13 protein-coding genes are annotated in these 14000 nt (G+C 69.3%); 7 read left to right on the top strand and 6 right to left on the bottom strand.

Translation table 11 applies throughout. From position 1 onward, the window contains the following. The first annotated feature begins 106 nt into the window (after positions 1–106). The 3 genes from FJV41_RS41240 (at position 107) to FJV41_RS41250 (ending at position 1831) form a co-directional block, all read left to right on the top strand. Positions 107–424, top strand: coding sequence for a DUF2795 domain-containing protein (locus FJV41_RS41240; protein WP_141648115.1), 318 nt, complete (start codon positions 107–109; stop codon positions 422–424). 67 nt (positions 425–491) lie between these two features. Next, the gene (locus FJV41_RS41245) at positions 492–1391 is read left to right on the top strand and encodes a hypothetical protein (RefSeq protein WP_141648116.1); all 900 of its coding nucleotides are present in this window, start codon (positions 492–494) and stop codon (positions 1389–1391) included. Next, positions 1388–1831, top strand: coding sequence for a CoA-binding protein (locus FJV41_RS41250; protein ID WP_141648117.1), 444 nt, complete (start codon positions 1388–1390; stop codon positions 1829–1831). Before FJV41_RS41245 ends, FJV41_RS41250 begins: the two co-directional genes overlap by 4 nt. 22 nt (positions 1832–1853) lie before the next feature. Here the strand turns inward: FJV41_RS41250 and FJV41_RS41255 are convergent, their stop codons facing one another. Further along, positions 1854–2741 carry a patatin-like phospholipase family protein gene (locus FJV41_RS41255; RefSeq protein WP_438616780.1) on the bottom strand — a complete coding sequence of 296 codons (888 nt, stop codon included), beginning with the start codon at positions 2739–2741 and terminating at the stop codon, positions 1854–1856. An 84-nt stretch (positions 2742–2825) separates the two neighbouring features. Between FJV41_RS41255 and FJV41_RS41260 the strand changes: the two genes are divergently transcribed. Next, complete coding sequence (locus tag FJV41_RS41260) at positions 2826–3722, top strand: ArsR/SmtB family transcription factor (protein ID WP_141648119.1); 897 nt, start codon at positions 2826–2828, stop codon at positions 3720–3722. After that, a complete protein-coding gene (gene metH, locus FJV41_RS41265; RefSeq protein WP_141648120.1) occupies positions 3719–7228 on the top strand; it encodes a methionine synthase in 3510 nt (1169 codons plus the stop codon). Before FJV41_RS41260 ends, metH begins: the two co-directional genes overlap by 4 nt. A 98-nt stretch (positions 7229–7326) precedes the next feature. Here metH and FJV41_RS41270 read toward each other — a convergent pair whose 3' ends face one another. Continuing rightward, complete coding sequence (locus FJV41_RS41270; protein ID WP_141648121.1) at positions 7327–7926, bottom strand: outer membrane beta-barrel protein; 600 nt, start codon at positions 7924–7926, stop codon at positions 7327–7329. Positions 7927–8059: 133 nt separating this feature from the next. Here FJV41_RS41270 and FJV41_RS41275 point away from each other — a divergent pair, with 133 nt between their 5' ends. Next, positions 8060–9151, top strand: coding sequence for a uroporphyrinogen decarboxylase/cobalamine-independent methonine synthase family protein (locus tag FJV41_RS41275; protein ID WP_141648122.1), 1092 nt, complete (start codon positions 8060–8062; stop codon positions 9149–9151). A gap of 305 nt (positions 9152–9456) precedes the next feature. On the opposite strand, the gene FJV41_RS41280 is transcribed toward FJV41_RS41275, so the two are convergent. From FJV41_RS41280 to FJV41_RS41290, 3 genes are all read right to left on the bottom strand, one after another. Further along, on the bottom strand, positions 9457–9669 hold the full coding sequence (locus FJV41_RS41280) for a DUF2934 domain-containing protein (RefSeq protein WP_141648123.1): 213 nt from the start codon (positions 9667–9669) through the stop codon (positions 9457–9459). Between the two features lie 183 nt (positions 9670–9852). Then, positions 9853–11022, bottom strand: coding sequence for an A/G-specific adenine glycosylase (gene mutY, locus FJV41_RS41285; protein WP_246137743.1), 1170 nt, complete (start codon positions 11020–11022; stop codon positions 9853–9855). A gap of 194 nt (positions 11023–11216) precedes the next feature. Next, positions 11217–12041, bottom strand: coding sequence for an SDR family oxidoreductase (locus FJV41_RS41290; RefSeq protein ID WP_141648124.1), 825 nt, complete (start codon positions 12039–12041; stop codon positions 11217–11219). Between the two features lie 109 nt (positions 12042–12150). Between FJV41_RS41290 and FJV41_RS41295 the strand changes: the two genes are divergently transcribed. Next, positions 12151–13125, top strand: a complete 975-nt coding sequence (locus tag FJV41_RS41295) for a PD-(D/E)XK nuclease family protein (RefSeq protein WP_141648125.1) — start codon at positions 12151–12153, stop codon at positions 13123–13125. Between the two features lie 4 nt (positions 13126–13129). Here FJV41_RS41295 and FJV41_RS41300 read toward each other — a convergent pair. Continuing rightward, the coding region (locus FJV41_RS41300; protein WP_246137742.1) for a tRNA threonylcarbamoyladenosine dehydratase at positions 13130–14000 on the bottom strand (871 nt) is incomplete at its 5' end.

Genomic DNA, 14000 nt, shown 5'->3' on the forward strand with positions numbered 1-14000 from the left:
GGGGAGGGGGATGGCCGGGTGGTCCGGAGCGAGCGCCGTCACCAGATTCCTCGTACCCAGTGACGCACGCCCGGGCCTCGCGGGCCGGGCAGAAAGGCAGCGCCAGATGGCATTCGGAACCGCGGAAGACCCCGGGCTCTCCATCACCCCTCACATCGACTCGGTGGACTACCCGTCGACGCGGGAGGAGCTCGTGGAGTCCGCCGAGGATGGCGGGGCCCCCGTGAGCATCATCAACGTCCTCAAGTGCCTGCCGAGTACCGAGTACGCGTCGCGCGAGGCCGTGATGAGGGACTTGTCGGAGGCGTCGAGGCGCTCCGCCCGCGGCGGGCTGCCCGACGATGACGGTGTGCGGCGGGACCGGCGCAACATCGGGCGGGATTTGGTGGAGAACGCGCCCGACGGCAGCACGCGTCACCCGTGAGGCACAGGCCCTCGCGGTGAGGAAGCGCTCGCGGGCGCTGGCCGTTTCTGCCAGCGTTCGCGGGCGCATGCGTCCAGGTCTCCTGCTGAGCTGTCTCGTGTTGTCCCTGACGTCCGCTTGTCGGAAGCCGTCCCCGCTGCGGGTTCCCGTGCCCGAGGTGAAGCCCCGGGTGCGCGTGTCCTTCCAGCCCCCCGTCGACCGGGTCCTCACCGAGTCCCAGCGCGGCGCCCGCGTCGTCGAGCAGGGCGGCTCCGTGCTGCGCGAGGAGGCGGAGCTGACCACCGAGTCCCGCTTCACGCCGAACGAGGGCGGCTGGTTGCTGACTCAGTCGGTGACGCACGCGAAGCAGTCGCGGGCCGGGGTGGAGGTGGAGGGCTGGGTGGACGATGTGCTCCTGCGCTTCGCGCTGCGACTCCAACTGGCGGCGGACGGCACGTTCGTGAAGCTGGTGTCTCCCGAGGCCGCGGCGGAGGCCGTGCGGCAGTCGGTGCCTTCGGGCGTGGACGCAAAGCCACTGGCGCGCTTCTTCGCGCCGGAGGCGCTGGAGGGGCGCACGCGGCGCGAGTGGGAGGCGAAGTTCGGCGGCCTGTTCCAGCGCCATCTGTCGGAGGGACAACGCACCTGGGCGGTGGACACGCTGCCGGCGGGCGACAAGCAGGTGGCCTATGTGCTGGAGCGCACGGTGCAGGGGACTCGGGACACGGAGTACGGTGACGCGGTGGTGCTGAGCCTGCGGTGCCTGGACGCGGTGCCTCAGGACGCGCCGGACGAGCTGACGGATGCGTGGGAAGAGGCGGGACGGCCGGAGCTGACGCCGGGCGTGACGTGCCAGGGTGAGCAGGTGATGGCGTATGGGCGCTTCGTGCCGGTGAGTCGCGAGCTCACGGTGAAGGCGCCAGTGGACGGGGCGGCGTGGACGGTGACGATGGAGTCGCGAGCACAAGGGCTTCAAGAGGAGGCGCGATGAGCTGGGAAGAGAACCTCATCAAGGACGAAGCGGGCGTGGAGCGCGTGGTGAAGAGCGCGCGGCGGGTGGCGGTGCTGGGGATGAAGACGGAGCAGCACTCGGGTCAGCCCGCCTTCTACGTGCCGGACTATCTGGCGAGCGCGGGCGTGGAGGTGGTGCCCGTGCCCGTCTACTACCCGGACGTGACGCACATCCTCGGCAAGCCCGTGTTCCGCCGGGTGGCGGACGTGCCGGGCGAGGTGGACCTGGTGGACGTCTTCCGGCGGCCGCAGGACATCGACGCGCATGTGGACGACCTCATCGCCAAGAAGCCGAAGGCGGTGTGGTTCCAGTCCGGCATCCGCAACGACGCGGCGGCGGAGAAGCTGGCGCGCGCGGGCATCCAGGTGGTTCAGGACCGCTGCCTGATGGTGGACCACCGGCGCTACGGCGGAAGGTGAGTGCCCTCCCGCGAAGGTCCGCTCACCACTGCGCCTGGGCGAACGGCACGGGAGGCCGGGCCAGGGCGACGGCGGCGGACAGGCGCGCCTGGTCCAGCGCGTCGAAGCCGCGCTCCATGGTGGTGGGCGTCACCGGGGGCAGGTTGGAGACGACGACGTAGACGGGGATGTTGCGCCCCTCCAGCACGGTGAGCTGGAGGCGGAAGTGATCGCGGCGCAGCGCCGCCGAGCCCGCCGCGAGCCCCTGCGCGTACGCCATGGGGCCACCCACCACCTTGCGCGTCTTGCTGGGCAGGAAGTGCACGAGGATGGCGTCCAAGTCCTTCCCCACGTTGCTGTCATGCAGCGACAGCGCGGGCGCCTTGTCCACCAGGCCGCCGTCCCAGTACAGGTTGCCCTCCAGCGGCACCGCGCGGAACAGGCCCGGGTACGCACAGGTGGCGTGGACGCGCGGGGCCAGCTCTCCCGAGGTGAACACCTCGTGGCTGCCCAGCGTGAGGTTCGCGCCGACGAGCAACAGCGGGTGCGGCAGGTCCTCGAACGTCCTGGCGCCCAGCGTGTCCTCGAGCAGCCTCCGGAAGCGCTCACCCTTGAGGAGCCCCGTCAGCCCATGGCCGCTGGCGTCCGCGTTCAGCACCGCGCCAATCGGGTCCGGGTCCCAGAAGTTGGCCCGCGTCTGGCGCAGCACCAGCTCCTCGATGGCGTGCACCGGCATCCCCGCCGCCGCGTAGGCCGCCACCATGCCGCCCGCGCTCGTCCCCGCGTACGCATGCGGCTTGAGCCCCGAACTCGTCAGCCCCTTGAGGAAGCCGGCGTGCCCGTAGAAGCCGAAGTAGCCCGCGGAGAGGACCAGGCCAAACCGCTTGCCTTCAAGGAGCTGGTGCAGGGAGGGAGAAGCCATGTCCCACATCTACCACTGTCCGCCATGAAGCACGCAGTGCGTCGAAAGTCCGCTGGCCACCAGTGAGACATCGACGTATGTTGATGCGGCGATATGGAAGCCCTGTCCCAATCCTTCCGGGCCCTCGGGGACCCGACGCGGCTGCGCATCCTCCGGTTGGTGGCGGAGGCTCCGCTGAACGTGACGGAGCTGGTGTCGCTGGTGGGCGTGGCGCAGTCGTCGGTGTCGCACCACCTGGGGAAGCTCAAGGGGTTGGGGCTCATCCGCGAGGAGCGGCAGGCGGGCTTCAGCTACTACTCGCTGGCCTTGGAGGGGGACGACACGCGCTGGCCCCTCATCCGACTGGCGAGGGAGGCCGAGGACGCGGCGGGTGACTCGGCGCGGTTGATGGACCTGCTGCGCGCGCGCGCGGACCGGCAGGCGCTCAACGAGCGACTCCTGGAGCCGGGCCAGTCCTGGTTCCTGTGGGCCGGAGCGCTGGCGTCGCTGTTGCCGCCCCTGGACGTGGCGGACTTCGGCTGTGGCACGGGCGTCTTGAGCGTGGCCATCGCCCGGTGGGCGCGGCACGTGTGGGCCATCGACCAGAACGCCGTGGCGCTGGAGCAGGCGCGCGAGCGGGCCGGCAATGAGCAGGCCTCCAACGTCACCTTCCTGTGCGAGGACCTTCAGCACCTGTCGCTGGGGTCGGGGCGGATGGACCTCGTGGTGATTTCGCAGAGCCTCCACCACGTGGAGGACCCCGCCTGTGTGCTGGCGGAGGCGGCGCGGCTGCTCAAGCCGGGCGGCCGGCTGGTGCTGCTGGAGTTGATGCCGCATGACGAGCGTTGGGTGGTGGAGCGGCTGGGCCACCGCCACCTGGGCTTCGAGCCGTCACAGCTGGAGACGGCGCTGCGCGAGCAGGGTTTCGCGTCGCTCACCCGCGAGGCGCATGCCCGCGAGGGTGCCAGCCCTTTTCGAGTCTTTCTGCTGACTGGAGTGAAGCCATCATGACGAGTCCCACTGCCCTTCCGCCCCCCTCTGGAGAGAACGGTCGTCGCGTGGAGGCCCTGCGCACCGCGATGCGTGAGCGCGTGTTGGTGCTCGACGGCGCCATGGGCACGCTGCTGCAGCAACTGGACCTCAAGGCCGCGGACTTCGGCGGCGCCGAGTTCGAGGGCTGCAACGAGAACCTGGTCCTCACCCGGCCGGAAATCATCCGGGACATCCACGCGCGCTACTTCGCGGCGGGCGCGGACGTGACGGAGACCGACAGCTTCGGCGGCACGCCGGTGGTGCTCAACGAGTTCGGCCTGGGGCACAAGGCGCTCGAAATCAACGCAGCCTCCGCGCGACTGGCGCGTGAAGCCGCCGCCGAGGCCGAGGCGAAGGACGGACGCATGCGCTGGGTGGCGGGCTCGGTGGGCCCCACCACCAAGGCCATCAGCGTCACGGGCGGCATCACCTTCGAGGAGCTGGTGGAGAACTTCGCCGTGCAGGCCGAGGGCCTCGCGCTCGGCGGCTCCGACTATCTCCTGGTGGAGACGGCGCAGGACACGCGCAACGTGAAGGCGGCGCTCCTGGGCATCGACCGCGCGTTCCGCAAGCTGGGCTACTCGCTGCCGGTGGCGGTGTCCGGCACGATTGAACCCATGGGCACCATGCTCGCGGGCCAGAGCGTGGAGAGCCTGGCCACGTCGCTGGAGCACGTGGAGTTGCTGTACCTGGGGCTCAACTGCGCCACGGGTCCGGACTTCATGACGGACCACCTGCGCTCGCTGGCGGCGCTGAGCCCGTTCCCGGTGTCGTGCGTGCCCAACGCGGGCCTGCCGGACGAGAACGGAAACTACCTGGAGACGCCGGAGATGCTCGCGCGTTCGCTCACGCGCTTCTGCGAGCAGGGCTGGCTCAACGTGGTGGGTGGTTGTTGCGGCACGCAGGAGGGCCACATCCGCGCGTTGTCCCAGGCGGTGAAGGGCCTGAAGCCGCGCGCGTCCACACCCAAGCCCCGCTCCACGTTGTCTGGCGTGGACTACCTGGAAGTGACGGACGAGATGCGGCCGGTCATCGTCGGCGAGCGCACCAACGTCATCGGCAGCAAGAAGTTCAAGGAGCTCATCGTCGCGGGGCAGTTGGAGGACGCGTCGGAGATTGCCCGCGCGCAGGTGAAGCGGGGCGCGCAGATCATCGACATCTGCCTGGCCAACCCGGACCGGGAAGAGCTGGAGGACATGCGCGAGTTCCTGGAGGTGGTCATCAAGAAGGTGCGCGTGCCCTTGATGATTGACTCCACCGACGAGCGCGTCATCGAGATGGCCCTGACGTACAGCCAGGGCAAGGCCATCATCAACTCCGTCAACCTGGAGGACGGAGAGGAGCGCTTCGAGAAGGTGGTGCCGCTGGCGCGTCGCTTCGGCGCGGCGCTGGTGGTGGGCTGCATCGACGAGATTGGCATGGCCGTGACGCGCCAGCGCAAGCTGGAGGTCGCGGAGCGCTCGTTCGAACTCTTGACGAAGAAGTACGGGATGAAGGCGGAGGACCTGTACTTCGACCCGCTCGTCTTCCCGTGCGCCTCCGGTGACGCGCAGTACACGGGCAGCGGCGTGGAGACGGTGGAGGGCGTGCGGCTCATCAAGCAGCGCTTCCCTCAGTGCCGCTCCGTGCTGGGCATCTCCAACGTGTCCTTCGGTCTGCCGACGGCGGGCCGCGAGGTGCTCAACTCCGTCTTCCTGTACCACTGCGTCCAGGCGGGCCTGGACATGGCGCTGGTCAACTCGGAGAAGCTGGAGCGCTACGCGTCGCTGCCCGAGGAAGAGCGGAAGCTGGCGGAGGACCTGCTCTACAACCGGGGCACGGACCCGGTGACGCCGTTCGCCGCGCACTTCCGCGAGCGCAAGCCGCCCAAGGTGCAGGTGAGCACGCTGCCGCTGGAGGAGCGGCTCCAGCGCTACATCATCGAGGGTTCGCGCGACGGCCTCTTCGCGGACCTGGAAGCGGCGATGGCGAAGTACGCGCCGCTGGACATCATCAACGGGCCGTTGATGAAGGGCATGGACGAGGTGGGCCGGCTCTTCGCCGCCAACGAGCTGATTGTCGCGGAGGTGCTCCAGAGCGCCGAGTCGATGAAGGCGGCGGTGACCTTCCTGGAGCCGCACATGAGCGCCGCCCAGGCGGCGATGCGCGGCAAGATTGTCCTGGCCACGGTGAAGGGTGACGTGCACGACATCGGGAAGAACCTGGTGGAAATCATCCTGGCCAACAACGGCTTCCAGGTCGTGAACCTGGGCATCAAGGTTCCGCCCGAGCAGCTGGTGCAGGCGGTGCGCGAGCACAAGCCGGACATCGTCGGCCTGTCGGGGCTGCTGGTGAAGAGCGCGCACCAGATGGTGGCGACGGCGGAGGACTTGAAGCGCGCGGGTGTGAGCGTGCCGATTCTGGTGGGCGGCGCGGCGCTCAGCCGCAACTTCGTGGACCGCAACATCGCTCCGGCGTACGGCGGCGGCACGGTGGCCTACGCGCAGGACGCGATGAGCGGCCTGGACCTGGCGAAGCAGATTGTGGACCCGTCCTCGCACGAGAAGCTGCGCGGAGAGCTGTCCGAGCGGCGCGTGAAGCTGGCGCAAGAGGTGAAAGAGCGTCCTCGCGTGGAGGCCCAGACGTCGCGTGCGCGCAGCGCGGAGATTCGCATCCTGGACACGGTGCCCTCGGCGCCGGACTGGGAGCGGCACGTGCTGACGAACACGCCGCTGGACCACATCTGGAGGTTCATCAACCCGGTCATGCTGTACGGCCGGCACCTGGGCCTGCGCACGTCGTCGCGCGCGTTGGGGACTCCGGCGGAAGCGGAGCTGGCGAAGACGGAGGAGGGGCGCAAGGCGCTGGCGCTGAAGGAGGCGGTGGAGGAGCTCAAGGGCATGCTGCGCGGTGGGTTGATGCAGGCGCGCGCGGTGTTCCAGTTCTTCAAGGCGGGCAGCGACGGCAACCGGGTGGTGCTCTTCGACGGGAGCACCGGCAAGGAGGCGGCGTCGTTCGACTTCCCCCGGCAGGACCGCGAGGGAGGGCTGTGCCTGGCCGACTACCTGCGCCCGCTGGAGCGCGGCGTGCCCACGGACAACGTGGCGATGTTCGTGGTGACGGCGGGCTCTGGCATCCGCGAGCTGTCCGAGGGCATGAAGGCCAAGGGCGAGTTCCTGAAGATGCACGCGGTGCAGGCGCTCGCGCTGGAGACGGCCGAGGGCTACGCGGAGCTGTTGCACACGCAGCTGCGCAGCATGTGGGGCACGCCGGACAAACCGGACATGACGATGCTGGAGCGCTTCCGCGCGGAGTACGCGGGCAAGCGCTACTCATTCGGCTACCCCGCGTGTCCTCGGTTGGAAGACCAGTCGAAGCTCTTCACCGCGCTGCGACCGGAGGACATCGGCGTGCAGCTCACCGACGGCTGCATGATGGAGCCGGAGGCCTCCGTGTCCGCTCTCGTCTTCCACCATCAGCAGGCGTCGTACTTCTCCGTGACGTGAGCGGAAGGTGCCGTGACGCCAGGGCGGTGGTCAGCACCGCCCGCTGGCGGTGGACGCCCGTGACTCGAGCGGAAGTGGCTTGAGGCCCGGGCGGTCCGTCAGAAGCGGCCGCCCAGGCTGAGCCCGGCGCTGAAGAGGTCGCCGTCGGCGCCGGGGGCGAAGTCTCCGCCGCCGGCGAATACGCGATAGGTGGCACGGGCGCCCGCCGTCACGCCGTTGTAGCGGTACTCGACTCCGGCGGTGAGCGGCACCTCGGCCAGGAAGGTGTCGTCGAACTGGCGCGCGTTGGCTTCGGAGGTCGCGTCCAGGTAGCTGACGCCCACGCCCGCGCCGAGGAAGGGCTTCCAGTTCTCCCGGACGGTGGGGCCCACCTTGGCCAGCGCTCCCAGGTTGTGGCGCCACAGTGTCGCGTTGTCGATGTCCGCGAAGCCGTTGGCGGAGCCCTCGTAGCCCAGCTCCAGGCCCACCGCGGGCAACAGCTGCGCATCCGCCTGGAGCCCCAGGAACGTGCCCACATCCGTTTCCATGCCCAAGTCACCGGTGTACGCCGTGACACCGCCTCGGACAGTGAGGCCGGGGGCGCCAAAAAACGGGGCCGGCTGCTGCTGTTTACGCACCTGGGTGTCCTTCGCGAGGGAGGGGGCAGCCCATCCCAAGGTCGCCAGCAGCACGCCTGCTCGCCAGATTGGAAGCACCATGTCGGATTCCTCCTCCTTGGGACGCCCCAGGGGGCCCCTGGCAAGGATGAGGTCGTCTCGTTCAGAGAAGGCCCGGCGCCTGGGGAGGCCCAAGGTGCCCCGCTGGCGGAGGGAGCGGGTAGACTCGCCGGCCATGAGCGCGCCCAACATCCGCCGAGCCGTCCAGTTGCTGCCCGCCTGTGCCACGACGGGGATTGGAAGCCTGCCCCATACGCAGGTGGAGCTGGGGCTCCAGGTCGCCCTGTCGATGGACATCCCGTTCCTCCCGCAGCTTCCGGTGGGCAAGCCGTCGGAGCTGATGATTCCGGCGGCGCTCGAGGGGTTGCCGGGCCTGCGCTTCGACGAGGAGGGCCTGTGCACGGTGGACCTGAAGGCCTGGGAGGAGGGGCGCGGCGAGTTCGAGGCGAAGCTGGACGCGGCCCTCGCGGCGGGAACGCTGGAGGCGTACGAGCCCACCCCCGAGGCGTGCCGTGCGTGGCGTCCCTTCTTGTGGGAAGTGGAGCATCGCAAGCTGGCGTTCGCGAAGGCGCAGCTCGCGGGGCCGTTCACGGTGCGCTCGGTGGCGCGCACGGACTCGGGCCTGTCCGCGCTGGAGGTACCCGGACTGGACCAGGTGATTTTCCGACTGGTGCTGGCGCGCTCGCTGGCGATGGTGAAGGCGCTGCGGCGCGCGGGCACCACGCCGCTGTTCTTCCTGGATGAGCCGGGGCTCTATGCCTTCCAGCGCGTCCAGCCGCGTCACCTGCTGGCGCTCCAGGAGCTGAGGCTCTTGGTGGTGGCGCTCCAGCGTGAAGGCGCGCTGGTGGGGCTGCACTGCTGTGGCAACACGGACTGGGCCGCGCTGCTGGACGTGCAGCCGGACCTGTTGTCGCTGGATGTGCGGCTGTCGCTGGATGCGATGCTGGAGGAGGGTGATGCGCTGGAGCGCTACCTGAACTCGGGCGCGACGCTGAGCCTGGGCATCATTCCCACGGACCTGGCGTCGACGTACGAGGTGACAGAGCTGGCGGATTCGGTGGAGGCCTCGCTGAAGGCCGCATTGCCGCGCGGCTTCACGTTCCCTCGGGCCGTGTCGACGGTGCTGCTGACGCCCGCGTGCGGACTGGCCATGCGCTCGGTGGTGGATGCTGAGCGCGTCCTCTCCGAGCTGAAGGTGGCCCAGCGGAGGCTGCGTGGAGCGCTCGAAGCCGAGCGCCCCGTGCTGCACTCGCCGCCTCCGCACTGAGCAAGGCGGCACGGTGTAGGTCGCGTGGAGCGCTCGAAGCCAAGCGCCCCATGTTGCACTCGCCGCCTCCTCACTGCGCAAGGCGGCACGGTGTAGGTCGCGTGGAGCGCTCGAAGCCGAGCGCCCCGTGCTGCACTCGCCGCCTCCGCACCGAGCAAGGCGGCACGGTGGAGGTCGCGTGGAGCGCTCGAAGCCGAGCGCCCCGTGCTGCACTTGCCGCCTCCGCACCGAGCAAGGCGGCCACAGAGGCCGTCCGCGCTCCGGTGTCGGCTGCTCCACGCCAAAAGGCGCGGAGCGAGGCGTGTCTACTGGCGGCCGAGCCTCAGCTCTCGTTCGGCCTGCTGCCAGTCCTGCTCGTGACTGCCGTGGTTGCCGCCTCGTGCCAGATAGATTTCGTAGGCGCGCCGGGCAATCTGCTCGTGAGGAATGGGGCCGCGTGAGGCCTTGGACCCGTTGGCGTGTTCCGTGGGCTGCGTCGCCGTATGCGGGGTCGACTTTTGTGTGTTGTTGCGAGCCATCGAGGCGCCTCCGGGAAAGGGCGCGCGAAGCTTGAGTCTCGAGAGGTGCACGCGAAAGCGACCTGATGCGTTGGGGGTTGGCGACGCAACATGCCGAGTGACGCCGTGTCGCGCGGTGGACAGCGCGGGGATGTGATGCGGATTTGACGTGACTCGCGAGGCAGGGCGAGCAGGCACGGCCCCCTACTTCAGCGCGGTCATCGCTGCTTCGAGCGCGCGCTGCATCGCGGTGCTCATGCCGAGGGTCGCCGCTTCAGACGGTGTGCACCATCGCAGCTCCTGGAATGCCGCCGAGCGGGTGGGGCGCAGCGGCCCCGATACGCGGTAGAGGCGCAGCGTGAGGTCGCGATGGGTGAGCTGCCGCTTCACCGTGCCCAGCATGGCCTCCAGCTTCACGCCCGCGCCCAGCGCGCCAGTGAGGCGGAGCGTGGTTTCCGCTTCGGTGGCGTCCTCATCCACCTCGGCGGCGGGGAGTTCCCACAGGCCCCCGAAGAGGCCGGAGTCCGCGCGGCGAGCGAACAACAGGGTGTCCGCGTGGGCCCACACGGCGAGGGCCAGCGTCAGCTTCTTCGGCGCGGCGCGCACCTTGGCGGGTGGCAGTTCGTCCACGCGGCCCTTGCGGAAGGCAACGCAGCCGGTGCGCACCGGGCACAACAGACACAGCGGGTTCTCCGGGCGGCACGTCGTGGCGCCGTGCTCCATGAGCGCCTGGTTGAAGTCGCCGGGCCGCTCGCCCTTCACCAGGAGGGTGGCGAGTTCCCAGAGCGTGGCCTCTCGCTCGCGGTCACCGGGGAGACCTTCCACTTCGAAGAGTCGGGACAGCACGCGCGCGACGTTGCCATCGACGAGCGGAGCCTGTTCTCCGAAGGCGATGGAGGCCACCGCGCCGGAGGTGTAGCGGCCGAAGCCAGGGAGCGAGAGCAGCTCCGCCGCCGTGGAGGGCAGCTTGCCGCCAAAGCGCGACACCACTTCCTGCGCGGCGCGGTGCAGGTTGCGCGCGCGGGAGTAGTAGCCCAGGCCCTTCCATCCGGAGAGCACGTCATCCAGCGGAGCGGCGGCCAGGGCGAGCACCGTGGGGAATCGCGCGAGGAAGCGCTCCCAGTAGGGAATCACGGTGGCCACCTGCGTCTGCTGGAGCATGACCTCGCTCAGCCAGATGGCATACGGGTCCTTCGTGCGGCGCCAGGGCAGGTCGCGCTTGTTCCGGTCGTACCAGTCCAACAGCGGTGTCCGGACCGAGGCGAGGTGCGCGGCGCTCGGAGTCACCGTGGGAACACGGGCCGACACGACGGTACGCGGTGGACGACCGCGTTTCGCACGAGGAGGCTCCACGGGTGTGGCCTCATGAGTCATCGCGGCAACGGGGACTGAAGACTGTGCGGGCAAGGCTTCAGGCTTGCGCGGCGGACGACCTCGACGCGGACGGACCATGTTCCGGTCCTGCTCCGTCGTGGGTTCGGCCGGGGGCGCCGCCACCGCGTCCAGTATTCCGAGTTGCGTCTGGGTGTCCGGTGTTGCGGCGCGCTTCGTGGGGCGACTGCGGGGACTCATGCGTCTTTCTTCACGGGGTTGGCCATGCGGTGGGCAACACGGTCGAACAGGCCGGGGACGAATCGGTTGGCCAGTACCATGACGCGTCCGGGGAGGGTGAGGATGGTGTCGCGCCGTCCTCGCACGCTCGCGCGCACCATCGATTGGGCGACTTCCTCCGACGACATGGCCTTCAACGGAACGGCTTCCTGCGCCCAGCCCTCCGCGTTCAGCCGGTGCTCGCGGAACTCGCTCTCGGTAAAGCCCGGAGACACGAGCAGCACGCGGATGCCTTCCGTCGCCAGCTCCGTGCGCAGCGACTCCGTCATCGCGTTCACCGCGGCCTTCGACGCGCAGTACCCACCCAGCAACGGCAACCCGCGATGTCCCAGCACGGAGCTGACATTCACCACCTGGGCTCCGCGCCGTCCGCGCAGCAGTGGCAGCGCGGCGCGAGTCACCCGCCACAGCGCGAACACGTTCAGCTCGAAGACCTGCCGAAGCTGCTCCTCGCTGATGGACGCCAGGGGGCCGTACAAGCCCTGGCCCGCGTTGTTCACCAGCACGTCCAGCCCACCGAAGGCGGCCTGTGTCTCGCGCATGAGGTGCTCCACGTCCTCGCTGCGCGTCACGTCGCACCGCACGGACAGTGCCCTGACGCCGAGTGACTCCACTTCACGGGCCACATCCTCCAGTCGCTCCAGGCGCCGGGCGGCGAGCACGACATGCGCCCCCGCCGCCGCGTAGGCCCGAGCCGCCGCGCGGCCGATGCCGCTGGACGCTCCTGTGATGAGGACGACTCGCTCCTTGAAGGGTTGGCTCTTCATGGTGGCGGCGACCATACTCCCAGGGTTGCGCACCCGGACTGTCATTCAACCCGCTCCGGGGGCTCGTTTCCCTGCCTGTTCCCCTTCTGGCGGAGCGAGCGAACGCCTAGGATGCGCCGCTTCCATGCGGCGCCCCCCTCTCAGCAACGACTTCTCCTGGTCCAAGAGCCGCCACGAGAAGTTCTCCGAATGCCTGCGCTCCTACTACTTCTACTACTACCGCTCGTGGGGCGGGTGGGAGGCGGACGCGCCGAAGGACGTGCGAGAGCTGTACGTGCTCAAGAAGCTGGCCAACCGCTTCAGTTGGGCGGGCAGCATCGTGCACGAGCAGATCAAGGACGTGCTCCTGGACTGGCGCGCGGGGCGCACTGTCGACCCGGCCGCGGTGGAGGCCCGGGCTCGCAAGGTGATGCAGGACGACTTCCGGCACTCGCGCGGGAAGCTCTACTGGTCGCAGAAGTACCGCAAGCCGTTCACCGGGCTCGTCGAGCACGAGTACGGCGACGTGCTGCCGGACGAGGCCTGGAAGCAGAACTGGGAGACGGTGCGCGCGGCGCTGGCGTGGTTCTTCACGTCGCGCTGGCCCGTCATCGCCAAGAGCCTCAAGCCCGAGCAGTGGTTGGAGGTCGACGCGGGCTTCGACTTCGCCCACTTCACGCTGAACGGGCTGAAGGTGTTCGCCATCCCCGACTTCGCCTTCGTGGACGCCGACGGCACGCCCGTCGTGGTGGACTGGAAGACGGGCAAGTCTCGCGATGGCTATGACGAGCAGGTGCTCGGCTACGCGCTCTACGTGTCGCAGCGCTACCGCTTCCCGGTGGAGAAGGTGCGCGCTTCGCTGGTGTACCTCAACGAGGGCAAGGAGCAGGACGTCCAGGTGGACCTGGGCGCCATGGCGTCCTTCCACCAGCACTTCGAGACGAGCGTGGCGAAGATGCGCTCGCTCTTGAAGGACCCCGCGACGAACACGCCGCTGGACGCGTCCGCCTTTCCGACCTCGGAGTCCCTGTCTCCTTGTGTGCGCTGCGTGTTCCGTCGTCCCTGCGGGCGAGAAGCCGCCGTGACGGCGCAGCAGTCCTCGTCCCAGCAGGTGGCGTGAGGCGTCAGCGGGTGGAGGCGAGCCGGCGCACGACGACGCCGGCCGCGTTCATCCCGAAGCACGACGTGACGAAGGACACGCTTCCGTCAATCTGCGTGCGGTGGTCGCACGTGTGGAAGTCGTTGTCGTTCGGGCACACGCAGAGGAAGCCGTCCGTGGAGTCGTCGTAGTTGAGGGCCACGGGCATGCGCCGCGCTTCGATGGAGTAGACGGCGGTGATGCCGGTGTGCCGGTCCGTCTCCACGCCGTACTTGCGCTTGAGCAGCTTGCGGATGTCCTTGGCGAACGGGTCCATGTGCGTCTCGGACAGGTCCTCCACGCGGATGGCGGTGGGGTCCAGTCGCGCGGCGGCGCCCATGGAGCTGACCACGGGAATGCCCAGCGACACGCAGCGGTGCAGGAGGTGCAGCTTCGCCTTCACGTTGTCGATGGCGTCGACGACGAAGTCGTACTGGCCGGCCTGGAGCATCTGCTCCGCGATTTCCTCGCGGTAGAACTCGCGCACGGCTTCGACCTTCGCCTCCGGGTTGATTTCCCGGCAGCGCTGCGCCATCAGGTCCGCCTTCGGCTTGCCCACGGCCTTCACCGTCGCGTGGAGCTGGCGGTTGGTGTTGGTGACGCACACGTCATCGTGGTCCACCAGCGTGAGGTGGCCGATGCCACTGCGCACCAGTCCCTCGGCCGCGTAGCTGCCCACGCCGCCCAGGCCGAACACCACGACGCGTGCGTTGGCCAGCCGCTCCATCGCCGTGTCGCCCAGCAGTCGGCCCGTGCGGTCGAAGCGCCGGGACAACTTGAAGGGCCTGGCGAGCGAGCCCGTGGCCGCATTCGGCGTGGCCGTCGTGGCGGCGGGCGGGGTCTCAGGCCTGTCTGTT

The sequence above is a fragment of the Myxococcus llanfairpwllgwyngyllgogerychwyrndrobwllllantysiliogogogochensis genome (assembly GCF_006636215.1).
Classification (GTDB): Bacteria; Myxococcota; Myxococcia; order Myxococcales; family Myxococcaceae; genus Myxococcus; species Myxococcus llanfairpwllgwyngyllgogerychwyrndrobwllllantysiliogogogochensis.